Raw genomic sequence first — 20,850 nt, 5'->3', positions numbered from 1 at the left:
CACTGTGGTGGACCGCGTCGCGTCCGCCGTACACGGTAGTCGAACCGGCGGCACGGGGCCGGAGGACGCCGGGGCCACACCCGGCCGAGGGACTACTCTGGTCGCCGTGCCTCTCTACGCCGCGTACGGGACCAACATGCATCCCGAACAGATGAACGCCCGCGCGCCGCACTCACCGTTCGCCGGAACCGCGTGGCTGCACGGCTGGCGTCTGACCTTCGCGGGCGAGGACCCGACATGGGAGGGCGCCGTCGCCACGGTGGTCGAGGACCCGGAGTCGAGGGTGTTCGTGGTGCTCTACGACGTCCCCGACGACGACGCCCGCGCCCTCGACCGGTGGGAGGGCACGGACTCGATGCCGGCCCGGAAGATCCGGGTCCGGGTGGAGCGCCGTCCCGCCGTCCCCCCCGGGCCCCCGGTCGGCGCCCAGGAGTCCGAGTTCGCGGTCACCTCGCCCTCCCCCGGCCCGGCGGAGGGCACGGAACTGGTCTGGCTGTACGTCATGGACGCCTTCGAGGGAGGCCTGCCGTCGGCGCGGTATCTGGGCCTCCTGGCGGATGCCGCCGAGTGCGCCGGCGCGCCCGACCCCTATGTGCGGGAACTGCGTACCCGGGAATCCCGCAACGTCGGCCCGGGCGCGTAGGACTCCGGGTACACCTGTGTCGATGCCGCCTCTGCTCTCCCCCACCGCCGACGCCCGCGCGGCCGCGGACGCCGTCGCCCGCGCGAGCGGGCGACCCGCCCACCGGGTGACCCTCGTCCTGGGTTCCGGCTGGTCCGATCTGGTCGTGGGACTGGCCGACCCCGGAACCGCGGTGGCCGTCCCGATGGCCGGGCTGCCCGGGTTCGTGCCACCGTCGGCCGCCGGTCACCGCGGGACGGTGACGAGCTGCCTGGTCGACGGGCTGCCGGTGGTGGTGGTCGCCGGGCGCACCCACCTCTACGAGGGCGTGGGCACCGAGCCCGTGGTCCACCCCGCACACCTCGCGGCCGCGGTCGGTTCCGACGCCCTGGTCCTCACCAACGCCGCCGGCGGTGTCCGGGAGGATCTCGCGGTGGGCGAACTCGTCCTGATCCGCGACCACCTCAACCTGACGGGCCGGTCCCCCCTGACCGGCCCCGCCTTCGTCGACCTCGTGGACGCCTACTCGCCGCGCCTGCGCCGGGTGGCGGCGGAGGCGCTCCGGGCGGCCACCGGGACCCGACCGGCCGAGGGCGTCTACGCCGCGATGCCCGGCCCCCAGTACGAGACCCCGGCCGAGATCAGGATGCTGCGCACCCTCGGCGCCGACCTGGTGGGGATGTCGACCGTCCCGGAGACCGTGGCGGCCAGAGGACTCGGACTGCGGGTGGTCGGGGTGTCGCTGGTGACCAACCTCGCCGCCGGAGTCACCGGGCAGCCCCTCGACCACGCCGAGGTCCTGGCCGCGGGGACCGCCGGATCCGAACGGCTCTCGCGCGCCCTCCGCGCGCTCGTCCCCGCCGTCGCGCGGGCCTGAGCAGGACATGCCCGGGAGCGCGCCGTGCCCCTGACCTTCGGCACCGCGGGAGTCCGCGCCCAGCTTGGTCCGGGGCCGGACCGGATGAACGCCGGCACGGTCACACTGGTCGCCACCGCCGTCGCCCGCCACCTTCGGACGCGTGAGCCCGCCGGTTCGACCGTCATCGTGGGGGGTGACGCCCGGCACGGCTCGGCGGGATTCGTCGACGTGGTGGCCGCCGTCCTGACCGCGCACGGCCTCGTCGTCGTCGTCCCGGGCTCGCCCGTCCCCACCCCCGTCATCGCGGCGGCGGTGCGGTCCAGGGGTGCGGTCGCCGGACTGGTGGTGACGGCCTCGCACAACCCCGCCACCGACAACGGGATCAAGGTCTACGGCCCGGACGGAGCACAGATCGTCCCCCCGACGGACTCCCACATCGAGCAACACCTCAGGGCGGCGGAGCGTGAGGGGGTCGGCGTCCGGGATGGCACCGCGACCGGTGCGCGGGTGGACCCCACGCTCGTCGACGACTACGTGGCCTCCGTCGTGGCCGGTCTGCCCGTCCCCGCCCGGCCCCCGCGCGTGGCCCTGACCCCCGTTCACGGGGTGGGCGGCGAGATCTGCCGACGCGTCCTGGCCGGGATCGGGATCGACGACGTGACCCTGGTGCCCGAGCAGGAGCACCCGGATCCGGACTTCCCCACCGTCGAGTCGCCCAATCCGGAGCGGCCGGCCACCACCCTGCGCCTTCGACGGGTCGCGGAGGAGATCGGTGCGGATGTCGCGCTGGCGCTCGATCCGGACGCGGACCGGTGCGCGATGGGCTACCGGACCCCGGACGGGCGGTGGCGGATGCTCGACGGCGACGACACCGGCGGGCTGCTCGCCGACCACCTGCTGACCACCCCGCTCCCCGGATCGGTCCGGGCACCGGGCTCGGGGCCAGGCGTCCCGGTCGTGGCCTCCACCCTCGTGTCGTCGAGACTGCCCTCGCTCCTCGTCCCGGCCCGCGGGGGCCGGCACGTGGAGACGCTCACCGGGTTCAAATGGCTGGTCCGCGCGGCCGATCACCTGCTCTACGCGTACGAGGAGGCGATCGGCCACTGTGTGCTCCCTGAGGTGGTGGCGGACAAGGACGGCATCTCCGCGGCCGGCGCGTGGTGCGCGATGGTCGGGTCGGCCGGGCGGTCGGTCGGTGCGGGGCTCGACGCGCTCGCCGAGGAGTTCGGTGCGCACCTCCGGCGCAACGTCGCCCATCCACTCGCCCCCGGTGCCGAGCCCCGCTCGGAGCTCCGTCGCGTGGCCGAACGGCTGAGCGCGACCGGGTCCGTATCACCTGTGGACGGTTCGGCGGGTCTCCGTGTCGTGACCGAGGGTGCACGGGCGGTGATCCGCCCGTCGGGCACCGAGCCCCTGCTCAAGACCTACGTCGAAGCGTGGACGACCCCACGTCCGTCGACGTCCGACCGGGAGGATGCCGGACGACGGCTGACCGCTCTGGCCGATCGCGTCGCCGCCGCCCTCACCTCCTGAGGGTCGGAGAGCTGGGTCAGCGGGGGCCGAACAGGCGATCGCCCGCGTCTCCGAGCCCGGGGACGATGAAGGCGTCGTCGTCGAGCCGGTCGTCGACGGTCGCGGTGACGAGCCGCGACGCCAGTCCCGACGCCCGCACGGTCTCGATCCCCTCCGGGGCGCACAGGACGCACACCACGGTGACCCCGGTCGCGCCTCGTTCGGCCAGGGTCTCCAGGGTCGAGACCAGCGACCCCCCGGTGGCGAGCATCGGATCCAACACGACGACGTGCCGTCCGGCGAGGTCGTCCGGAAGGGAGCACAGATAGGAGACCGGGGCGTGCGTCTCCTCGTCGCGCGCCAGGCCCACGAACCCGACCTGCGCGCCCGGGAGCAACCGGGTGGCCGGATCCAGCAGACCCAGCCCCGCCCGCAGGACCGGTACGACGAGCGGGACGCCGTCGACCGCGACACCCGTCGTCTCTGCCACCGGTGTGGTCACGGGGACCTCGGTGGTCGGGATGGAGCGGAAGGCCTCGTAGCAGAGCATGGTGCCGAGAGCGTCCATCGCCGCCCGGAAGCCGGCGGTGTCGGTGACGGAGTCCCTCAGCGTGCGTAGCCGGTCCCCGACCAGCGGGTGGTCCACGACGATGATGTCCATGCCCGACAGGATTCCACAGCGGAGAATTCTCCGACCGGGCGGAACCGGTGCGGGCCCGCGAGGCGTCGAACCCTGTGACGGGACGAGACGGCGACGAGGGGCGAGGGAATGGCGGACGGAGCGATCGACGTCCACGTGGACGGACTGCGGGAGCTGGGTACGGGGTTGACCACGTTGGCGGACGCCCTGGGGGGCGTCCTCGGGGCCGTGGACTCGCTGCCTTTGGACGAGGTGGCCCCCGTGCTCGGACCGGTCGGGGCCGACTTCATGTCCGCCCTGCTCGCCGCCACCGCGCGGCACCGGGAGGTGCTCGCAGGTGTGGCCCGGGTGAGCGATGCCGCCGGGCACCTGGTCCTCGAGACCGGCCGGGTGTACACCGAGTCCGACGTTGGGGGTGCCGAGGCGATCGGTGCGGCGGGGAACGAACTGCCCGGGATCGCAGGTCCGGCCCGGTGATCGCCGACGCGCTGGCCTACGCGGGGCCCATCCGGCAGATCCTCGACCTGCTCTCGGCGGAGGAGTTCGTCTCCGAAGCCGCCCGGGACGTGATGCGACCGGTGGGCGACGGACTGGAGGTGGCCCAGAGGCTCGGACCACCGCTCGAGCGTCTGCTCTCCGAGACGTGGGACTCCCTCGCCTCCCTCGGCGCCGCGCACTCGGTGGCCGAGATCGGTCGCACGGTGGAGGCGCTCGGCGAGTCCGCTGGCGAGATCGCCAGGGTCACCGCCGTGGCGGCCGATATCGTCGTCCGCGGCACCGTCGAGGTGATCGGCATCGTGCAACAATTCCTCGCCAGGGCGGCCGCGCTGGGGCCCGCTCTGATGACCCCGCCCGGTCAGGTGGCGCTGCTCGGGCTGGCCACGGAGCACCTGGCCCGCGGCATCCAGGTGGCGGAGCGGGTCCAACTCGAACTCACGGGACCGACCCTCGAGATGCGCGCCATCGCCGCGGGAATCCCCGACGCGCCGCGCACGCCCGGGGTGATCGCCGACTCGGGCGCGGGTGGCGCGATCAACGCCTCGACCGCCGCCCACACGGGTTCCGGTCCGGGGTCGCTGGCCGGCCCGGGCCCCGCGTCGGCGGTCGGTGCGGTGTCCCCCGGCGGAGACCCGGCCGGGCCCGGCGGGTCCGCGGGCGTCGCCGGAGGGTCCGCGGGAGCAGGCGTCGTCGGAGGCGGCGTCGACGTGGTGCTCCCCGACGGATCGGTGGCCACCGCCCCCAACGAACAGGCCGCCGGAGCCGTCCGCAACGCGCTCAGCCAGCAGGGCGTGCCGTACGTGTGGGGCGGCACGACCCCGGGCCAGGGCCTGGACTGCAGCGGCCTGACCCAGTGGGCGTACCGGGATGCCGGGGTGGAGATCCCGCGTCTGGCGCAGGAGCAGGGCGTGGGTGCGCAGGTGGACGCCTCCGACCTCATGCCGGGCGATCTGGCCGTGTGGGACGGCCACGTCGCGATGTACATCGGCAACGGCCAACTCGTCGAGGCCGGGGACCCCGTGTCGGTGTCTGCGCTGCGCACCGACAACATCGGTATGTCCTTCCACGGGTTCTACCGTCCGACCGGCTGATGGCGCCCGACACCTGCCGCCACACCGACCCGATGACCGGCGTCGTCGCCGAGGTCGGTACCGACGGTGTGCCGGTGGGTCTGGCCCTGCCCGCCGGGCTGCTCGACCGCCCACCAGCGGACGTGGCGAGGGCGGTGCTGCGCGCCCTCACCGCCGCGGCGGGTGAGGCCCGCGATCTCCTGGACCGGTTGGCCGAAGAGGAATGGGACGGACAGGAGTGGGACCGGGCGCAGTGGCTGGGGGCGGGCGACGAGCCGGACGGGGGGTCCGGGTGAGTGCCGGAGGGCTGGACGTCGATGCCTTTCTCGACCGCCTCCGCGGCATCGCGGCCGAGTGGGAGTCCGCGCACGACCAACTCGAGTCCCTCCGGGTGGTGGCCTCGAGTCGGGACCGGATCGCGACCGCCACCGCCGATTCCGGTGGCACGGTGATCGAGTTGGTACTTGCGACCGGACTCCGCGGGCGCGGGTGCGATGCCGTGGCGTCCGCCATCCTCGAGGCCACGTCCAGCGCGGTCGTCCGGGCCAACACCCGGCGGGCCGAACTGGTCTCGGGGTCGGTCGAGCTCGCGGTCACCGCCCGCAGGCAGACCGACCGGACCCCGGCCGGAGGCCCGTCCCCTGAGCCGGCAGGCGACCAATAGGAAGTCCCGTGGGCGGGCCGTGGCACCCGGTGACGGGCCGTGGATATGCTGACCGGCATGGCCAAGGACATCGTCCCGATCGAGCTCGGTCTCCCTGAGGGAGACGTCACGACACTCTGGGCACCCAGTTGGCGAGAGGACAACGACGACTGGGAGGCGTTCCTCGGGCTCGACGAGGACCTCTATGCGTTCGACTCGACCGCCGAACTCCTCGCCCTGGTCCGGAGCGGCGCACCACACGACCTCCAGGACCACCCCTCCTGGACCGGGTTCGCGGCGTCGGACGTCCTGGCGTTCCGCGCCGCCGAGGTGAACTGTTACGACCTCGTCGGAGTACTCGAACTCCTCGGTGAGAACCCCACGGAGTCGTCGGTCGACGAGATCGATCAGGCCTTCGCGATCGCCCGCTCGATCGGGGAGGTGTGCGAACTGGACACGGTCACCAAGTTCTTCAACGGCAACCCGATCCTGGCCGCGGTCACCCGCGGTATGGACGAGTTCTACGGGCGGGACGGGCTGAAACTGTGGAAATCGATCCGCAAGACCGTCGCGAAGGGCTGGGACGACGTTCTCGACGCGATCCAGGACGTCATGACCACGCCCGAGGTGCGGCCGGACGAGGTCGACCGCGCACGCGCGGACCTGGACGCCGCCGAGGCCGCGCTCCCCGAACCCGCGCCCGAACCCGAAGCCGCCCCGACCGGCTACCCGGAGGGCTCCCTCTGGGAGACGGTCGGGATCGACCCCGTGAAGATCGTCTTCGCCGACCAGGAGTACCTCAGCCTGCGGTGCTACCTGGGCGATCGGCCGGTGTTCCTCGGCGACGGTGACCAGGCGTACGTGTTCACCAGCCCCAGGGGACTGGCCCGGTACCTGGCGGACAACGACGACGAGACCCTCAGCCACGTGGCGACCTACGAGCGCGTCAAGATCGCCGCGACCGACGGCAGCCTGGACATCCACGTGACCGAGGACAACACCTATGTTCTCGCCGGTCTCGACCGCGATATCGAGGTCGGCCCCGGGATGGTCGACGCCGATCAGCTCGGACTGGCGGTCGAACTGATCACCGACCTCGCGACCTACGTGGGCGATTCCGGCCTCGAGGCCGCCGTGACCGGCCGTGGGACCGCGCTGCGCCGATTCCTCCACTACGTCCTCAACCCGGACGACGCCAGGCTGCTCGAGCCCAGTGCCCCGTTCGACGACGAGGCCGGCGAATGGCGCGCCCTGGTCGACGACGTCGAACGCCTGATGACCACCCCCGACATCGCCTGACCTCACCCGGGCTGGCCCGGTCCGGTCCGGACTCACCGAGAAGAGCGTTCCGCACATGTCCACTCGGCCGATGCGGTCGACACACTCTTCTCGATGGGCTGGTCGGTGTTCCGGTGGAATCGGCGGGCCGGCGCCTCACCACCCGCGCAGCCGGTCCACCACCACCCCGGCCGGTCCACGAGCCTCGCCGGGTCCACAGATCCCCAGGGCCGACGAGAGCTCGGCGCACGCCGCGGGCAGTCGCGCCGGGTCCCCGGCGTGAACCGTGGCCACCACCTCCCCGAGCCGTACCGGTTCCCCCTCGACCCGGCGCAGCAGCACACCGGCCGCCGGGTCGACGGCCTCGCCCGGCCGGGTCCGCCCGGCACCGGCCAACCACGACGCCCGACCCACTCCGAGCGCATCCCACCGCACCACCCCCGAGCCGGGTGCCCGCACCTCCTCCGTGTGCGCGGCCACCGGGAGCGCCGCGTGGGGGTCGCCACCCTGGGCGGCGACCATCGCGCGGAACGAGTCCATCGCCCGCCCGTCCCCGAGCCGTTCACGGGGGTCACCGTCGATACCCACCAGTGCCAGGGCCTCCCGCGCCAGCGCACAGGTCAGATCGACCATGTCGGAAGGGCCACCCCCGGCCAGGATCTCGACACACTCGGCCACCTCGAGCGCGTTGCCCACCGCGCGACCCAGCGGCGTGTGATTGGCGGTCACCAGGGCGCTGGTCCGGACCCCGGCCGACGTGCCGATCCCGACCATCACCCGCGCCAGTTCCTCAGCGTCCGCGCGCTCGGGCCGGAAGGCACCGGATCCGAACTTGACGTCGAGTACCAGGGCGCCGGTGCCCTCGGCGATCTTCTTGCTCATGATCGACGCCGCCACCATGGGGATCGACGGCACGGTCCCTGTGACGTCCCGCAGGGCGTAGAGGGCCCGGTCCGCGGGCGCGAGATCGGCCCCGGCAGCACAGATCACGGCCCCGGTCTCCTCGAGGATCCGGCGCCGGGAGTCGGCGTCCAGATCGGCGCGCCAGCCGGGGATCGACTCGAGTTTGTCCAGTGTCCCGCCCGTGTGACCGAGCCCGCGTCCCGAGAGCTGGGGCACCGCCAGCTCCCAGGTCGCCAACAAGGGTGTCAGGACGAGCGTCACCGCGTCTCCGACCCCGCCGGTCGAGTGTTTGTCCACCGTGGGAACGCGCCGACCGGCCCGGGTCAGACCGGACAGGTCCAACCGGGTACCGGACTCCACCATGGCGGAGGTCCAGCGCGCGATCTCACGGTCGGTCATGCCCCGGAAGTACACCGCCATCGCCAAGGCCGCCATCTGCTCGGGCGGGACGCGTCCTCGGGTGTAGCCGTCGACGATCCAGTCGATCTCGTCGTCGTCGAGCTCGTCGCCGTCGCGCTTGGCCTCGATGATCCGCACGGCATCGATGATGCGGCTCACGTCAGATCCTCCGGCCCGAAGGCGTCCGGCAGGAGGTCGGCGAGGCGGATCCGCCCACGGGACGTGTGGACCACCAGCTCCGGACCGCCGTGTTCGTGGAGGAGCTGGCGGCACCTGCCGCACGGCGCCAACGGGTCGCCGCCGGCCGTGACGACGACGATCTCGAGCAGTCGACCGCCGCCCGTGCGGTGGAGATCGGACACGAGCGAACACTCAGCGCAGAGGGTGAGCCCATAGGAGGCGTTCTCGACGTTGCAGCCGGTCACGATCCTGCGCCCGTCCCCACCGGGTCCGGACGCCAGCGCGGCGGCCCCCACCCCCAATCCCGAGTAGGGCCGGTAGGCGTTCCGCGCGGCCGCGGTCGCGGCCTCGCGCAAACCGGTGTCGGCCTCGTTCCCCTGTGCTGCGGTTTCCTCGAACGACACCCTTTTCTACCCCTCAGTAACTTCGTTTAGGGTCCCCTTACAGGCATTACCCGTCCGGACCACGGTACCCACCCTGCTTCTCGTCCGCGGCCTGACAGGTCTAAAGTCCTAGTAGGCGCCCGCTGTGCTTTCGGGCAGGAACCGCGCGCCGATGGCACCACGCCCAGACGATTCGGAGGCACGACAAGCCCATGAGTACTGCGCAGGCGCCGGCGCGTCCGGCCCCCAATAAGAAGATCAGCATCTACAAGGGTGACCCGGGAATGTGGTCGTGGGTCGCGCACCGTGTCTCCGGCGTGGCGATCTTCTTCTTCCTCTTCGTGCACGTGCTGGACACCTCGCTCGTCACGGTGAGCCCGGAGACCTACAACGCGGTCATCGACTCGTACAAGACCCCGATCGTCGGGTTGCTGGAGGTCGGCCTGGTCGCACTGGTCCTCTTCCACGGGCTCAACGGACTGCGCATCGTCGCCATCGACTTCTGGTCCAAGGGCGCGAAATACCAGCGCCAGATGCTCTGGGCCGTCCTGGCGATCTGGGTCGTGGTTTTCGCCGCGGCGACCGCCCGCCTCCTCTTCCTTCTCTTCCAGCACATCTAAGGAGAACGATCATCATGGCAGACGCACCTGTTCTCCAGACGTCGTACGATCGCCCCGCCTCGCTCGCCCAGCCCCGCTCCCCGCGCCTGCGGTCACGAGGCAACTTCGAGCGGACCGCCTGGATCTTCATGCGCGCCTCGGGCGTCGCACTGGTCATCCTCACGTTCGGCCACCTGACCATGGGCCTCATGATCGACGAGGGTGTGCACAGGATCGACTGGGCCTACGTCGCCGAGCGTTGGCAGAGCCCGTTCTGGGCCTCGTGGAGCCTCCTCATGCTCTGGCTCGCACAGCTCCACGGCGCCAACGGCGTCCGGACGGTTATCGCCGACTACGCGCGCAAGGACTCGACGCGCTTCTGGCTCAATTCCCTTCTGGTCGTCGCGACCATCCTCGTTCTGGTCCTGGGTACCTACGCCATCTTCGGCCTCGCCTACGACATCTGATCGACGCCTGCGGACCGTTCCACTTCGAAAGCGAGCACTGAGAATCCCATGACCGATCGTCAGGTCCACCAGCACCAGTACGACGTGGTAATCGTCGGCGCCGGCGGCGCAGGCATGCGCGCGGCCATCGAGGCGGGCCCGCGGACCCGCACCGCCGTCCTCACCAAGCTCTACCCCACCCGCTCCCACACCGGCGCCGCGCAGGGCGGCATGTGCGCCGCCCTCGCGAACGTGGAGGAGGACAACTGGGAGTGGCACACGTTCGACACGGTCAAGGGCGGCGACTACCTCGTCGACCAGGACGCCGCGGAGATCATGGCCAAGGAGGCCATCACCGCGGTCATCGACCTGGAGAACATGGGTCTCCCGTTCAACCGCACGCCCGAGGGCAAGATTGACCAGCGCCGCTTCGGTGGCCACACCCGTGACCACGGGAAGGCACCCGTGCGCCGGGCCTGTTACGCGGCCGACCGCACCGGGCACATGATCCTGCAGACGCTGTACCAGAACTGCGTCAAGCACGACGTGGAGTTCTTCAACGAGTTCTACGTCCTCGACCTGTGCCTCACGGAGACCCCCGACGGGCCGGTCGCCACCGGGTGCGTGGCCTACGAGCTCGCCTCCGGCGACCTGCACGTCTTCCACTCCAAGGCCACCGTCTTCGCGACCGGCGGGTCGGGCCGGATGTACAAGACCACCTCCAACGCCCACACCCTCACCGGTGACGGCATGGCCGTGGTGTTCCGCAAGGGTCTGCCCCTGGAGGACATGGAGTTCCACCAGTTCCACCCGACGGGACTCGCCGGCCTGGGCATCCTCATCTCCGAGGCGGTCCGCGGCGAGGGCGGCATCCTGCGCAACGCGGACGGCGAGCGCTTCATGGAGCGATACGCCCCCACCATCAAGGACCTCGCGCCGCGCGACATCGTCGCCCGCTCGATGGTCCTCGAGGTGCGCGAGGGCCGCGGTGCCGGGCCCGACAAGGACTACGTCTACATCGACGTGACCCACCTCGGGGCGGACGTCCTCGAGGAGAAGCTGCCGGACATCACCGAGTTCTCCCGGACCTACCTGGGCGTCGACCCGGTCACCGAGCTGGTCCCGGTGTTCCCGACGTGTCACTACGTCATGGGCGGCATCCCGACCAACGTCAAGGGTGAGGTCCTGCGCACCAACGACGACGTGGTGCCCGGCCTCTACGCGGCGGGCGAGTGCGCCTGCGTGTCGGTGCACGGCTCCAACCGGCTGGGCACCAACTCCCTGCTGGACATCAACGTGTTCGGCCGCCGGGCAGGGATCGCCGCGGCGGAGTACGCCGCGGGTCACGACTTCGTCGAGCTCCCCGAGGAGCCCGAGAAGATGGTCCGCGAGTGGATGGAGAGCATGCTCGCGGAGCACGGCACGGAGAACGCCAACGACATCCGCACCGAGATGCAGGCGATGATGGACGACAAGGCGTCGGTGTACCGCACCGAACAGTCGCTCACCGAGGCCCGGGACGAGCTCCGCGCCCTCAAGAAGCGCTACGCCGACGTGACCGTCAGCGACAAGGGCAAGCGATTCAACACCGAGCTCCTGGAAGCCGTTGAGCTGGGCTTCCTCCTCGAGATGGCAGAGGTGACGGTGGTGAGCGCGCTCAACCGCAAGGAGTCCCGCGGCGGCCACGCCCGGGAGGACTACCCCGACCGCAACGACGACGAGTTCATGAAGCACACGATGGCGTTCAAGGACGGCCTCGGCCTCCTCTCGGAGGTCCGGCTGGACTGGAAGCCGGTCGTGCAGACCCGCTACGAGCCGATGGAGCGTAAGTACTGATGACCACCGCAGTCGACACCACCAAGGCCACCGACGGCAAGGACCCGGGCTCGAACCGTCCGGTGCCGCCCGGCTCCACCATGGTCACGCTCAAGATCGCCCGGTTCAACCCGGAGGATCCGGACGCGGCGGGCTGGAAGGAGTACGAGGTCCCGGCACTGCCGTCGGACCGTCTGCTCAACCTGTTGATGTACGTCAAGAACTACATCGACGGCAGCCTGGCGTTCCGACGCTCGTGCGCACACGGCATCTGCGGCTCCGACGCCATGCTGATCAACGGGGTCAACCGCCTGGCGTGCAAGGTCCTCATGAAGGACATGCTCCCCAAGGACGGCAAGTCCATCACCATCACCATCGCCCCGATCCGTGGGTTGCCGGTGGAGAAGGACCTGTACGTCGACATGGAGCCGTTCTTCAAGTCGTTCCGTGACGTCATGCCCTACCTCATCACGTCCGGGAACCAGCCGACGGCCGAGCGTATCCAGTCCCAGACCGACCGGGCCCGCTTCGACGACACCACCAAGTGCATCCTCTGCGCCTGCTGCACGACCTCGTGCCCGGTGTTCTGGGCTGACGGCTCGTACTTCGGCCCGGCGTCGATCGTCAACGCCCACCGGTTCATCTTCGACTCCCGTGACGAGGGTGCCGCCGAGCGTCTGGAGATCCTCAACGACGCCGAGGGTGTGTGGCGGTGCCGGACGACCTTCAACTGCACCGATGCGTGCCCCCGTGGCATCCAGGTGACCAAGGCGATCCAGGAGGTCAAGCGCGCCCTGCTGTTCGCGCGCTGACCCCCGGTCTCCCCTGCGGGGCCGCACCCTCCCGAGCGGAGGGTGCGGCCCCGCCGGCGTTCGGGGCAGGCGCCCGCCCGGGAAGGTCGCACAGCACGGTGACCACACAGCCCGGTGGGTCCGGCCCGGTTCCGGCCCGTCCGGACGTAGACTCGCTCTCCGTGACCCGCCCACGACGACCCCGGCCGCTCCGAGTCGCGGCCCTCGTCACGGCCGTCCTCGTGGGATCGGCGCCGTTCGCTCTCACCGCCCCGGCGACGGCGGCCGAGCCGGAACTGACGACCGCGCTCGCGGAGCCCCCGCCGGCCGCGGTGTTGCCGTCGACCACCTCGCCCGAGTACTTCGACACCCCCCGCGACATCACCGAGTGTCCGTACCGCACCTCCCCGCCCGCCCCCGTCGACGAATCCGAGGTGCCGCTGCCCGGCCAGACCTCTCCCGCACCTCCCCCGGTCCCGGAGACCCCGCCGGGCGGCGATGCCCTGGAAGGCTGCGAGGTCGTGGCGCCGGACGGGTTCGAGGTGCCCCGCGACGTCACCGCCAGCGCGTGGATGATCTCGGACCTGGACACCGGAGAGGTGGTGGCCGCGCGGGATCCCCACGGTCGCTACCGCCCGGCCAGCCTCATCAAGACCCTCCTCGCCACGGTGGCCCTGGACGCCCTCGACGCCGACCGGGTCGTCACGGTGACCGACGAGGATCTCCGGGGCGCCGAGGGCAGCCTGGTGGGTATCGGCCCGGGCGGTCAGTACTCCGTGGACCGTCTGGTGCGGGGCCTGCTCATGTCGTCGGGTAACGACGCCGCCCTCGTGCTCGCGCGGCGGATGGGCGGGGTCGAGGCGACTCTGGAGGCGATGAACGCCCACGCGGCCGGATTGGGTGCCGTCGGTACCCACGCCGCCACCGTGAACGGCCTGGACGGGCCGGGCATGATGTCGACGGCATACGACCTGTCGTTGATCTTCCGCGACGCCATGACCCGCCCGGCGTTCGCCCGCATCGTGGCCACGCAGATGTCCGGGTTCCCCGGGTACCCGGCGGGTGAGGGCGCGGGCGCACCCGATCCGGCCGCCGCGCCACCGCAGTCCGGCCCGACCCTCCGCGGGGACGGGGTCGCGGTCAACCCCGGGTTCGTGCTGGCGAACGACAATCAGCTGCTCTACAACTACCCGGGGGCGATCGGCGGCAAGACCGGCTTCACCGATGACGCCCGGCACACGTTCATCGGTGCGGCCGAGCGGGACGGGCGACGCCTGGTGGTGGTCCTCCTCGACGGCACCCGCGTGCCCGCGTCGCCGTGGGAACAGGCGGCGCGACTGCTCGACGCCGGGTTCGACACCGACGGCTCCGTGGGGCACCTGGTGACGGGTCCCCCGATCGAGCCGGGAGCGGGCACCGAGCACCTGGCCTCCGGGCCGCTCGGGGCCGTGGGTCCCGGCGATCAGCGCAGCCCGACCACCGCACCCGGGTCCGTGCTCTCGAGGAACGGTCCGTGGCTCGCCGTGGTCGCGGCCGTGGTGGTCGTGGCGGCGGGCGCGGTGATGGCGATGCGGTCCCGCCGCTGATCAGACGCCCCGCCGAGGGGGACACCGATCACCCGGACACCGTGCCGGCTCCTGCGAGGATGATCCGCAGGCGGCCGGTGCACTCGTCGGCGGCCGCGCGGGCGTCGTGTCCCACCGCCACCTCCACGACGAGTCGCAGCAGGACGACGACGACGAGGTCGGCCGCGACGTCGACCGCGTTCCCGTCCGCGCCCGACAGCGTCTCGAGCCGACCCAGCGCGATCCCCACCCGTCGGCGCGCGGCGTCGACGGCCGCCGAGAGAACCCGGTGGTCGGCGTGGGTGGTGTCGACGAGCCCGCGGGCGAGCACCGACCAGTTCTGCGGCTCGCGGACCGCCAGGGCCGAGGCCCGCTCGGGCCAGTCCACCGCGGGATCGGATGCGGGTTCGGCCACCAGGGCGTCGACCAGACCACCCAACGCCTCGGCGGCCCCGGCAGCGATCTCGGTGGCCAGGGCGTCCACCGACTCGAAATGCCGGTAGAACGCGGTGGGGACGATGCCCGCCTCTCGTGCGATCTCGCGGACGCCGAGGCCGGAGAAGCCCCGCGTGGCCACTGCGTTGCGGCCCGCGGCCACGATCAGTGCACGCGTGTGCCGCTTCTGCTCCGCGCGTGAACCCGGTGTCGTCACGCCCGTGATCGTATCGGCTGAGGGGCGAACAGGCACGTCGGGGACCCCCGACGCACTGTGACCCAGTAGACACCAGGAGCCCTCTTCTCATTTCAGAGAACGTCTGTACACTCAAATTCGTCCGGTGGTCGAACCGGATGGATACGCCCCCGTGGTGCGACCACGGCTTCGAGTTCGGGGCCGCACCGGACGGCGGTAGGCCGCGTCCGACGGCGCACGACCACACCGACCGCTACTCTCCGGAGGTCCCCATGACCGCCCCGACCATCAGCAGACTCTTCTCCCGCGGGATCACCCGCACCCTGCTCACTCCGCACCCGGTGGAGCACTACGTCCGATCACTCGGAGTGAACTGGGCTGACGACCCGACCGGCGCGACGGTCGTCGCCGTCGACCGGCCCGTCGCCGACGTCACCGTCATCACGCTGCGTCTCCCGGCGGGGGTCGAAAGGCCCGCCCCCGGAGCCGCTCTCGAGGTCGGCGTGGTGGTCGACGGCGTCGTCCAGCGCCGCCACTACTCCCCGGTCGATCCCGCCACCCGGTCCGACGGCCTCGCGACGATCGCCGTCCGACGGCATCCGGGAGGCGTGGTCTCGGAGTATCTGTGGTCCGAGGCCGCACCCGGGATGCGGCTTCTCCTCGGCGATCCCGTCGGGGAGGTCACCCTGCCGGAGACGCGCCCGGCCGACGTGGTGCTCGTCAGCGGCGGCAGCGGCATCACCCCGATGCTCTCCATCGCCTCGACGCTCGTCGGGGAGGGCCACTGCGGCGCCGGCGCCACCGGCCGGGTGGCCTGGCTGCACTACGCGCGCCGGGCCGAGGACGTCCCGTTCCGTGACCGGATTCGTGAGCTCTCGCGCGCCGGGGTCGAGGTCCGGGTGGTCGCGACCGCAGACTCCGACCCGTCAGCGCCCTCGGACCCGGTGTCGGGAGGCCTGGTCGGCCACCTCACGTCGGACCACCTCGACGACGTGGCGCCGTGGCACTCCGACGCCACCATCTTCCTCTGTGGACCCGACGGCCTCGCCGACGGCCTCGCGGAGACCCTCGGCCCCGATCGCTACGCGGACGTCCTGCGTGAGCGGTTCACCGCCTCCACCGGCCCCGTTCCCGACGGCGACGGTGGCACCGTCACCCATGTCAGGAGCGGGGTGTCGGCTCACAACCCCGGCACCACCCTGCTGGAGGGCGCGGAGGCCGCGGGTCTGTCCCCGAAGCACGGGTGCAGGAGGGGCATCTGCCACACCTGCACCGCCGTCCGCGTCTCCGGCGCCACCCGCGACCTGAGGACCGGAGAGATCGACACCGAACCCGGCTGCCTGGTCCAGATCTGCGTCTCCGCGCCCGTGGGCGACGTCGAGATCGAACTCTGACCGCCCCGGTCACCGTCACGCTCCCGGACCGACGTACCCGCACGACCCACCGGAACACCCGGAAGGAATCCCATCATGACCCTCCTGCAGATCCCCAGCTTCCGCTCCACCAAGTCGACGTCCACCAAGTCGAAGTCCGCAGCGACCACCCCCGCCGGCCCCGAGCCGATCGTCCTGTCCGCCGAGTCGGTGGAGATCATCGGACGGGAACTCGACGCCATCCGCGACCGCGTGGCGGCCGACCTCGGGACCGCCGACCGCGACTACATCCTTCGTGTCGTCCGCATGCAGCGTCGACTCGAACTCACCGGTCGTGGGCTCATGTTCCTGGGCTTCCTGCCGCCCGCGTGGCTCGCGGGGGTGGCCGCGCTGAGCGCCTCCAAGATCCTCGACAACATGGAAATCGGCCACAACGTCATGCACGGCCAGTACGACTGGATGCGTGACGACATGCTCCACTCGTCCAGCTTCGAGTGGGACAACGTGTGCCCGTCCGACCAGTGGCGCCACTCGCACAACTACATGCATCACACCCACACCAACATCCTGGATCTGGACCGGGACATCGGGTACGGGATCCTGCGCATGGAGTACGAGCAGAAGTGGACCCCCCTGCGCCTCGGTAACCCCGCCTACGCGTTCGCACTCATGATGTTGTTCGAGTGGGGCGTCATGCTCCACGACCTCGAGTACGACAACGTCCTCAAGGGCAAGCGCAAGTGGTCGGACGTCAAGGGCCTGCTCGCCGGCTGGTGGGGCAAGGTCCGCGGACAGGTCGCCAAGGACTACATCGTCCACCCCGCGCTCACCGGGCCGCTGTTCCCGCTCACCTTCGCCGGCAACCTGACCGCCAACCTCGTCCGCAACGTCTGGGCGTTCTCGGTGATCTTCTGCGGCCACTTCCCGTCCGGCGCCCAGGTGTTCACCCAGGAGGAGACCGCCGAGGAGACGCGCGGCGAGTGGTACGTGCGGCAGATGCTCGGGTCGGCCAACATCTCGGGCAGTCCGTTCATGCACCTGGCCACCGGGAACCTCTCGCACCAGATCGAGCACCACCTCTTCCCCGACCTGCCCGCCCACCGCTACCCCGAGATCGCCGAGGAGGTGCGGGCGATCTGCGAGGAGCACGGACTCCCGTACACGACCGGCCCGCTGTGGAAGCAGGTGACGAACGTGTGGGTCAAGATGTTCCGGCTGGCCCTGCCACTTCCGCCCACCCCGGCGGACACGCCGGCCGTGCTCATCGAGCGTCGGAAGGTGACACCGGCGGCCTGAGCCGGGGTAGCTTCGTGGACACCACTGACGAAGGGAGCGACTCCGATGGGCGACTTCGAGCGCAACAAGGACCAGGTCCAGGCAGGTGTCCAGGCGGGGGCGTCACTCGTCGGCCGGATCGCCGTCATCATCACCGACGCGGTGGGATCCATCGCCAAGGAGATCGGCGACTTCGTCACCGACGGGATCGAGATGCGGGAGGCCGCCCGTGCCGCGCGACTCGATGAGCGCAGGCGGTCACCGATGATCGATCTGGACGGCATCGAGGACGGCGAACTGCAGGGATGAGTCCCCAGGTGACCCGATGACCGTGGCCGGTGGACTCCCCCACCGGCCACGGTGGCAGGATCGCGTGACGTGACGATCATCGCCGCCGCGGACGGCTCCGCTCTCGGAAACCCCGGCCCTGCCGGATGGGCCTGGTACATCGACGAGTCCCGATGGCGCCGCGGCGGATGGGCCAGGGGCACGAACAACCAGGGTGAACTCACCGCCGTCCTGGACCTCCTCCGCCAGACCGCGCACTCCCCCGAGCCGCTCCACATCCTGTGCGACTCGCAGTACGTCATCAACTCGGTGACCAAGTGGATGGCCGGGTGGAAGCGCAAGGGGTGGAAGAAGGCCGACGGGAAGCCGGTTCTCAACGTCCAGGTCATGAAGGCGCTCGACGAGGCCATGGCCGGCCGCGAGGTCACCTTCGAGTGGGTCAAGGGACACGCCGGGCACGAGCTCAACGAGAAGGCGGACATACTGGCCAACGGCGCTGCCAAGGCCTACGCGGCGCGGCGGGTGCCCGGAGCCGGCCCCGGATTCCCGGGAGCCCGGTCGGTCGGCGCGGGTGACGACCCGGCCGTGCCCCCCGCGGTCGACGGGGGCACGCGGACCGGGACCGCGGCGGCCGCGCGCGCCGCCACCGCCCCGCCCAGCGAAGCGACGGGTAGCGCGGACTCCGAGCCGGACCTGTTCAGCCTCGCGGATCCGGCGCCTACCGAGTCTCCGTCCGCACCGCGTGCACCGTCGTCGACGACCCCGCATGCCGCATCCGGCGAGTCGGCCGTCGACCTCGTGGTCGAGCTCGAGCAGTCTCTACTCAGCGATGCCGTCCGAGCCGATCGACGCCGACTCGAGACGCTCCTGGACCCCTCGTGGAGACACGTGTGCGCCCGCGGAGAGGTGTGGTCACGCGAGGACAGGCTCGCCGCCTCCGGATCACCCGATCAGACCTCCGCAGAACGGACGATGGAGATCATCGAGGCGCGGGAGCTGACCTCGGACACGGTCCTGCTCGTGTGGCGGGAGCATATGGGTGGGAGCTCGATCCTGCGCAGCTCGGTGTGGGTCCGCTCACAGGACTCCTGGCGGCAAGCCTTTCAGCAGGGGACCGCCGAGTCCTGAGCGCTTCCGCACACGCAACGGCGCCCCTCTCCACGTCTGGAGAGGGGCGCCGCCAGTCGAGCGTGGGCTTGCGGCCTACAGGCCACCCAGCAGCAGGTGGAGCAGATCCCCCACGATTCCGATCAAACCGGCGACTAGACCCATGATTCGACTCCCTACAGGTGATGTGTTGCCCGGCGGGATCCTCTCCCCGTCGAGCTGACAGCGACTCTAAAGTTGTAAAGTAACCGAGGTGTTTCCGAGGACGCTCAGGCCTGTGAACACGCGTTTCGTTGTCGTAAAGCTACATCTGTATAGAAGTATCTTCACTAAGCTGGAGTAGATGGTCGGCGGTTCACCCGCGGCGCGGGGCCGTGAAACCGACCGTCTGATACACCTGCGAGAGCACCGGGCCCGCGACGGCTCTCGCCCGGTCCGCGCCGTCTGCGAGGATCTGCTCGAGTTGAGCCCTGTCCGACATGTACTCGTCGAACCGACCGCGCAGCGGGGTGACGAATGACTCGAGCGCGTCGGCGGTGTCGGTCTTGAGCGCACCGTACCCCGCCCCCGAGGTCTGGTAGTCCGCCACGAGCTCGGCCACCGTCCGCCCCGTGAACGCCGACTGGATGGTCAGGAGGTTGGAGACGCCCGGCTTCATCTCACGGTCGAATCGGATGTCGCCGTCGGAGTCGGTCACCGCGCTGCGGATGCGCTTGGCGGAGACCTTGGGGTCGTCGAGAAGGTTGACGATCCCCTTGGGGTTCTCCCCCGACTTGCTCATCTTGGCCGTGGGGTCCTGCAGATCGTAGATCTTGGCCGAGCCCTCGAGGATCTTGCCCTCGGGAACCACGAAGGTCTTCTTGAAGCGGGAGTTGAACCTCATCGCCAGGTCGCGGGTCAGCTCGAGGTGCTGCCGCTGGTCCTCCCCCACCGGGACCAGGTGCGGGCGGTAGAGCAGGATGTCGGCGGCCATGAGCACCGGGTAGGTGAACAACCCCACGGTCGTCCCGTCCGTGCCGTGTCTGGACGACTTGTCCTTGAACTGTGTCATCCGCGCGGCCTCGCCGTACCCGGTGATGCACCCCAGGACCCAGGCCAGCTCGGCGTGTTCGGGAACATGCGACTGCACGAACAACACCGAGCGGGCGGGATCCACCCCCAGGGCGAGCAACTGCGCGCACCCGCGATAGACCCGCTCCCGCAGCTCCTTGGGGTCCTGCCTGACCGTGATCGCGTGCAGGTCCGGGATGAAGTAGTAGGCGTCGTACTCGTCCTGGAGCTCGACCCACTGCCGCACGGCACCCAGGTAGTTGCCGAGGTGGTACGAATCGGCGGTCGGCTGGATGCCGGACAGGACGCGCTGGCGCTTCGCGGGGACTCCCGTCTCGGACGGCCCTGTCGTGGGCGCGGGAGACACGGTCGAGGACTGCTCAGACATGGCATCCATCTTCCCACGGAAGACCCCGGCGCCCCGTCACACCCTCATCAGCCCGTGTGCTGGTCCGACTCCGGCGGGGGGAACCCGCCCGTGGCGACAGGCCCCCAGTCGTCGATCGTCACCCGGATGAGGCATTTGCCCTGCCGCACCATGGCCGCGCGGTACTCGTCCCAGTCGTCGTGCTCGCCGGCGACGCTGCGGAAGTACTCGACCAGCGGCTCGACGGCCTCGGGCAGGTCCACGATCTCCGCGGTGCCGTCGAGGTGGACGTACGGGCCGTCGAACCCGTCGGACAAAACGCACACGCTCACGGCCGGGTCGCGGCGGATGTTGCCCACCTTCGCCCGCTGCGGGTAGGTGGCCACGACGAGTCTGCCCTCGGAGTCGACGCCGCAGGTCACGGGCGAGGACTGCAGCCCGCCGGAGGACCTATGGGTGATGAGGACGGCGCGGTGCCGGGGGCGGAGGAACTCGTCGAGCCCGGCCCGGTCAGGGCGGTCTGCGGTGGCGTACTTCGGCATGAGCCGAGGCTACG

Annotated in this window: 23 protein-coding genes; 17 read left to right on the top strand and 6 right to left on the bottom strand. The window is 70.9% G+C overall.

Features of this window, described 5'->3' with window-relative positions:
• The first annotated feature begins 106 nt into the window (after window positions 1–106).
• From CT688_RS04430 to CT688_RS04420, 3 genes are read left to right on the top strand one after another with little or no spacing between them, the layout of a single operon-like run.
• Window positions 107–643, top strand: a complete 537-nt coding sequence (locus CT688_RS04430; protein ID WP_107755913.1) for a gamma-glutamylcyclotransferase family protein — start codon at window positions 107–109, stop codon at window positions 641–643.
• 22 nt (window positions 644–665) lie between these two features.
• Entirely contained in the window at window positions 666–1,499 is an 834-nt protein-coding gene (locus CT688_RS04425) for a purine-nucleoside phosphorylase (RefSeq protein ID WP_107757997.1), read from the top strand.
• A 24-nt stretch (window positions 1,500–1,523) separates the two neighbouring features.
• Window positions 1,524–3,014: a phospho-sugar mutase gene (locus CT688_RS04420; protein ID WP_107755912.1), complete on the top strand. Its 1,491-nt coding sequence runs from the start codon at window positions 1,524–1,526 to the stop codon at window positions 3,012–3,014.
• Window positions 3,015–3,030: 16 nt separating this feature from the next.
• Here the strand turns inward: CT688_RS04420 and upp are convergent, their stop codons facing one another.
• Window positions 3,031–3,654, bottom strand: a complete 624-nt coding sequence (upp, locus tag CT688_RS04415; RefSeq protein WP_107755911.1) for a uracil phosphoribosyltransferase — start codon at window positions 3,652–3,654, stop codon at window positions 3,031–3,033.
• A gap of 108 nt (window positions 3,655–3,762) precedes the next feature.
• Here upp and CT688_RS04410 point away from each other — a divergent pair, with 108 nt between their 5' ends.
• Genes CT688_RS04410 through CT688_RS04390 form a run of 5 tightly spaced genes read left to right on the top strand, consistent with a single transcriptional unit; the run spans window position 3,763 to window position 7,143 of the window.
• Window positions 3,763–4,110: a type VII secretion target gene (locus tag CT688_RS04410; RefSeq protein WP_107755910.1), complete on the top strand. Its 348-nt coding sequence runs from the start codon at window positions 3,763–3,765 to the stop codon at window positions 4,108–4,110.
• Window positions 4,107–5,222, top strand: coding sequence for a C40 family peptidase (locus CT688_RS04405; RefSeq protein ID WP_107755909.1), 1,116 nt, complete (start codon window positions 4,107–4,109; stop codon window positions 5,220–5,222). The genes CT688_RS04410 and CT688_RS04405 overlap by 4 nt, the downstream gene beginning before the upstream one ends.
• Entirely contained in the window at window positions 5,222–5,497 is a 276-nt protein-coding gene (locus CT688_RS04400; RefSeq protein ID WP_107755908.1) for a hypothetical protein, read from the top strand. The genes CT688_RS04405 and CT688_RS04400 overlap by 1 nt, the downstream gene beginning before the upstream one ends.
• Complete coding sequence (locus tag CT688_RS04395) at window positions 5,494–5,865, top strand: hypothetical protein (protein ID WP_107755907.1); 372 nt, start codon at window positions 5,494–5,496, stop codon at window positions 5,863–5,865. The genes CT688_RS04400 and CT688_RS04395 overlap by 4 nt, the downstream gene beginning before the upstream one ends.
• A gap of 57 nt (window positions 5,866–5,922) precedes the next feature.
• Window positions 5,923–7,143 carry a primosomal protein gene (locus CT688_RS04390; protein WP_197431470.1) on the top strand — a complete coding sequence of 407 codons (1,221 nt, stop codon included), beginning with the start codon at window positions 5,923–5,925 and terminating at the stop codon, window positions 7,141–7,143.
• Between the two features lie 135 nt (window positions 7,144–7,278).
• Here CT688_RS04390 and CT688_RS04385 read toward each other — a convergent pair whose 3' ends face one another.
• The gene (locus CT688_RS04385; RefSeq protein WP_107755905.1) at window positions 7,279–8,583 is read right to left on the bottom strand and encodes a thymidine phosphorylase; all 1,305 of its coding nucleotides are present in this window, start codon (window positions 8,581–8,583) and stop codon (window positions 7,279–7,281) included.
• Window positions 8,580–9,008, bottom strand: coding sequence for a cytidine deaminase (locus CT688_RS04380; protein WP_107755904.1), 429 nt, complete (start codon window positions 9,006–9,008; stop codon window positions 8,580–8,582). Before CT688_RS04380 ends, CT688_RS04385 begins: the two co-directional genes overlap by 4 nt.
• A gap of 191 nt (window positions 9,009–9,199) precedes the next feature.
• On the opposite strand from CT688_RS04380, the gene sdhC reads away from it, so the two are divergent.
• From sdhC to CT688_RS04355, 5 genes are all read left to right on the top strand, one after another.
• Complete coding sequence (gene sdhC / locus CT688_RS04375) at window positions 9,200–9,607, top strand: succinate dehydrogenase, cytochrome b556 subunit (protein ID WP_107755903.1); 408 nt, start codon at window positions 9,200–9,202, stop codon at window positions 9,605–9,607.
• Window positions 9,608–9,621: 14 nt separating this feature from the next.
• Window positions 9,622–10,053 carry a succinate dehydrogenase hydrophobic membrane anchor subunit gene (locus tag CT688_RS04370; RefSeq protein WP_107755902.1) on the top strand — a complete coding sequence of 144 codons (432 nt, stop codon included), beginning with the start codon at window positions 9,622–9,624 and terminating at the stop codon, window positions 10,051–10,053.
• Between the two features lie 48 nt (window positions 10,054–10,101).
• On the top strand, window positions 10,102–11,868 hold the full coding sequence (gene sdhA, locus CT688_RS04365) for a succinate dehydrogenase flavoprotein subunit (protein ID WP_107755901.1): 1,767 nt from the start codon (window positions 10,102–10,104) through the stop codon (window positions 11,866–11,868).
• Window positions 11,868–12,659 (top strand): succinate dehydrogenase iron-sulfur subunit, encoded by a 792-nt coding sequence (locus CT688_RS04360; RefSeq protein WP_017836676.1) that lies wholly within the window; start codon window positions 11,868–11,870, stop codon window positions 12,657–12,659. Before sdhA ends, CT688_RS04360 begins: the two co-directional genes overlap by 1 nt.
• A 161-nt stretch (window positions 12,660–12,820) precedes the next feature.
• Window positions 12,821–14,224, top strand: coding sequence for a D-alanyl-D-alanine carboxypeptidase family protein (locus tag CT688_RS04355; RefSeq protein WP_107757996.1), 1,404 nt, complete (start codon window positions 12,821–12,823; stop codon window positions 14,222–14,224).
• Between the two features lie 28 nt (window positions 14,225–14,252).
• On the opposite strand, the gene CT688_RS04350 is transcribed toward CT688_RS04355, so the two are convergent.
• Entirely contained in the window at window positions 14,253–14,855 is a 603-nt protein-coding gene (locus CT688_RS04350; RefSeq protein ID WP_107755900.1) for a TetR/AcrR family transcriptional regulator, read from the bottom strand.
• A gap of 251 nt (window positions 14,856–15,106) precedes the next feature.
• Here CT688_RS04350 and CT688_RS04345 point away from each other — a divergent pair, with 251 nt between their 5' ends.
• From CT688_RS04345 to CT688_RS04330, 4 genes are all read left to right on the top strand, one after another.
• Window positions 15,107–16,228 carry a flavin reductase family protein gene (locus CT688_RS04345; protein ID WP_107757995.1) on the top strand — a complete coding sequence of 374 codons (1,122 nt, stop codon included), beginning with the start codon at window positions 15,107–15,109 and terminating at the stop codon, window positions 16,226–16,228.
• Between the two features lie 75 nt (window positions 16,229–16,303).
• Window positions 16,304–17,503, top strand: a complete 1,200-nt coding sequence (locus CT688_RS04340) for an acyl-CoA desaturase (protein ID WP_107755899.1) — start codon at window positions 16,304–16,306, stop codon at window positions 17,501–17,503.
• 45 nt (window positions 17,504–17,548) lie between these two features.
• Window positions 17,549–17,791, top strand: coding sequence for a hypothetical protein (locus CT688_RS04335; protein ID WP_017836681.1), 243 nt, complete (start codon window positions 17,549–17,551; stop codon window positions 17,789–17,791).
• Window positions 17,792–17,860: 69 nt separating this feature from the next.
• The gene (locus CT688_RS04330; RefSeq protein WP_107755898.1) at window positions 17,861–18,898 is read left to right on the top strand and encodes a ribonuclease HI family protein; all 1,038 of its coding nucleotides are present in this window, start codon (window positions 17,861–17,863) and stop codon (window positions 18,896–18,898) included.
• Between the two features lie 334 nt (window positions 18,899–19,232).
• Here the strand turns inward: CT688_RS04330 and trpS are convergent, their stop codons facing one another.
• Window positions 19,233–20,315: a tryptophan--tRNA ligase gene (gene trpS / locus CT688_RS04325; protein ID WP_370446330.1), complete on the bottom strand. Its 1,083-nt coding sequence runs from the start codon at window positions 20,313–20,315 to the stop codon at window positions 19,233–19,235.
• 47 nt (window positions 20,316–20,362) lie between these two features.
• Window positions 20,363–20,836: a PPOX class F420-dependent oxidoreductase gene (locus CT688_RS04320; protein ID WP_107755897.1), complete on the bottom strand. Its 474-nt coding sequence runs from the start codon at window positions 20,834–20,836 to the stop codon at window positions 20,363–20,365.
• Window positions 20,837–20,850 lie beyond the last annotated feature (14 nt).

The sequence above is a fragment of the Dietzia sp. JS16-p6b genome (assembly GCF_003052165.1).
Classification (GTDB): Bacteria; Actinomycetota; Actinomycetes; order Mycobacteriales; family Mycobacteriaceae; genus Dietzia.
The sequence above is the reverse complement of the archived record's forward strand: the minus strand, read 5'-3'. Positions and strand labels throughout refer to the sequence as shown.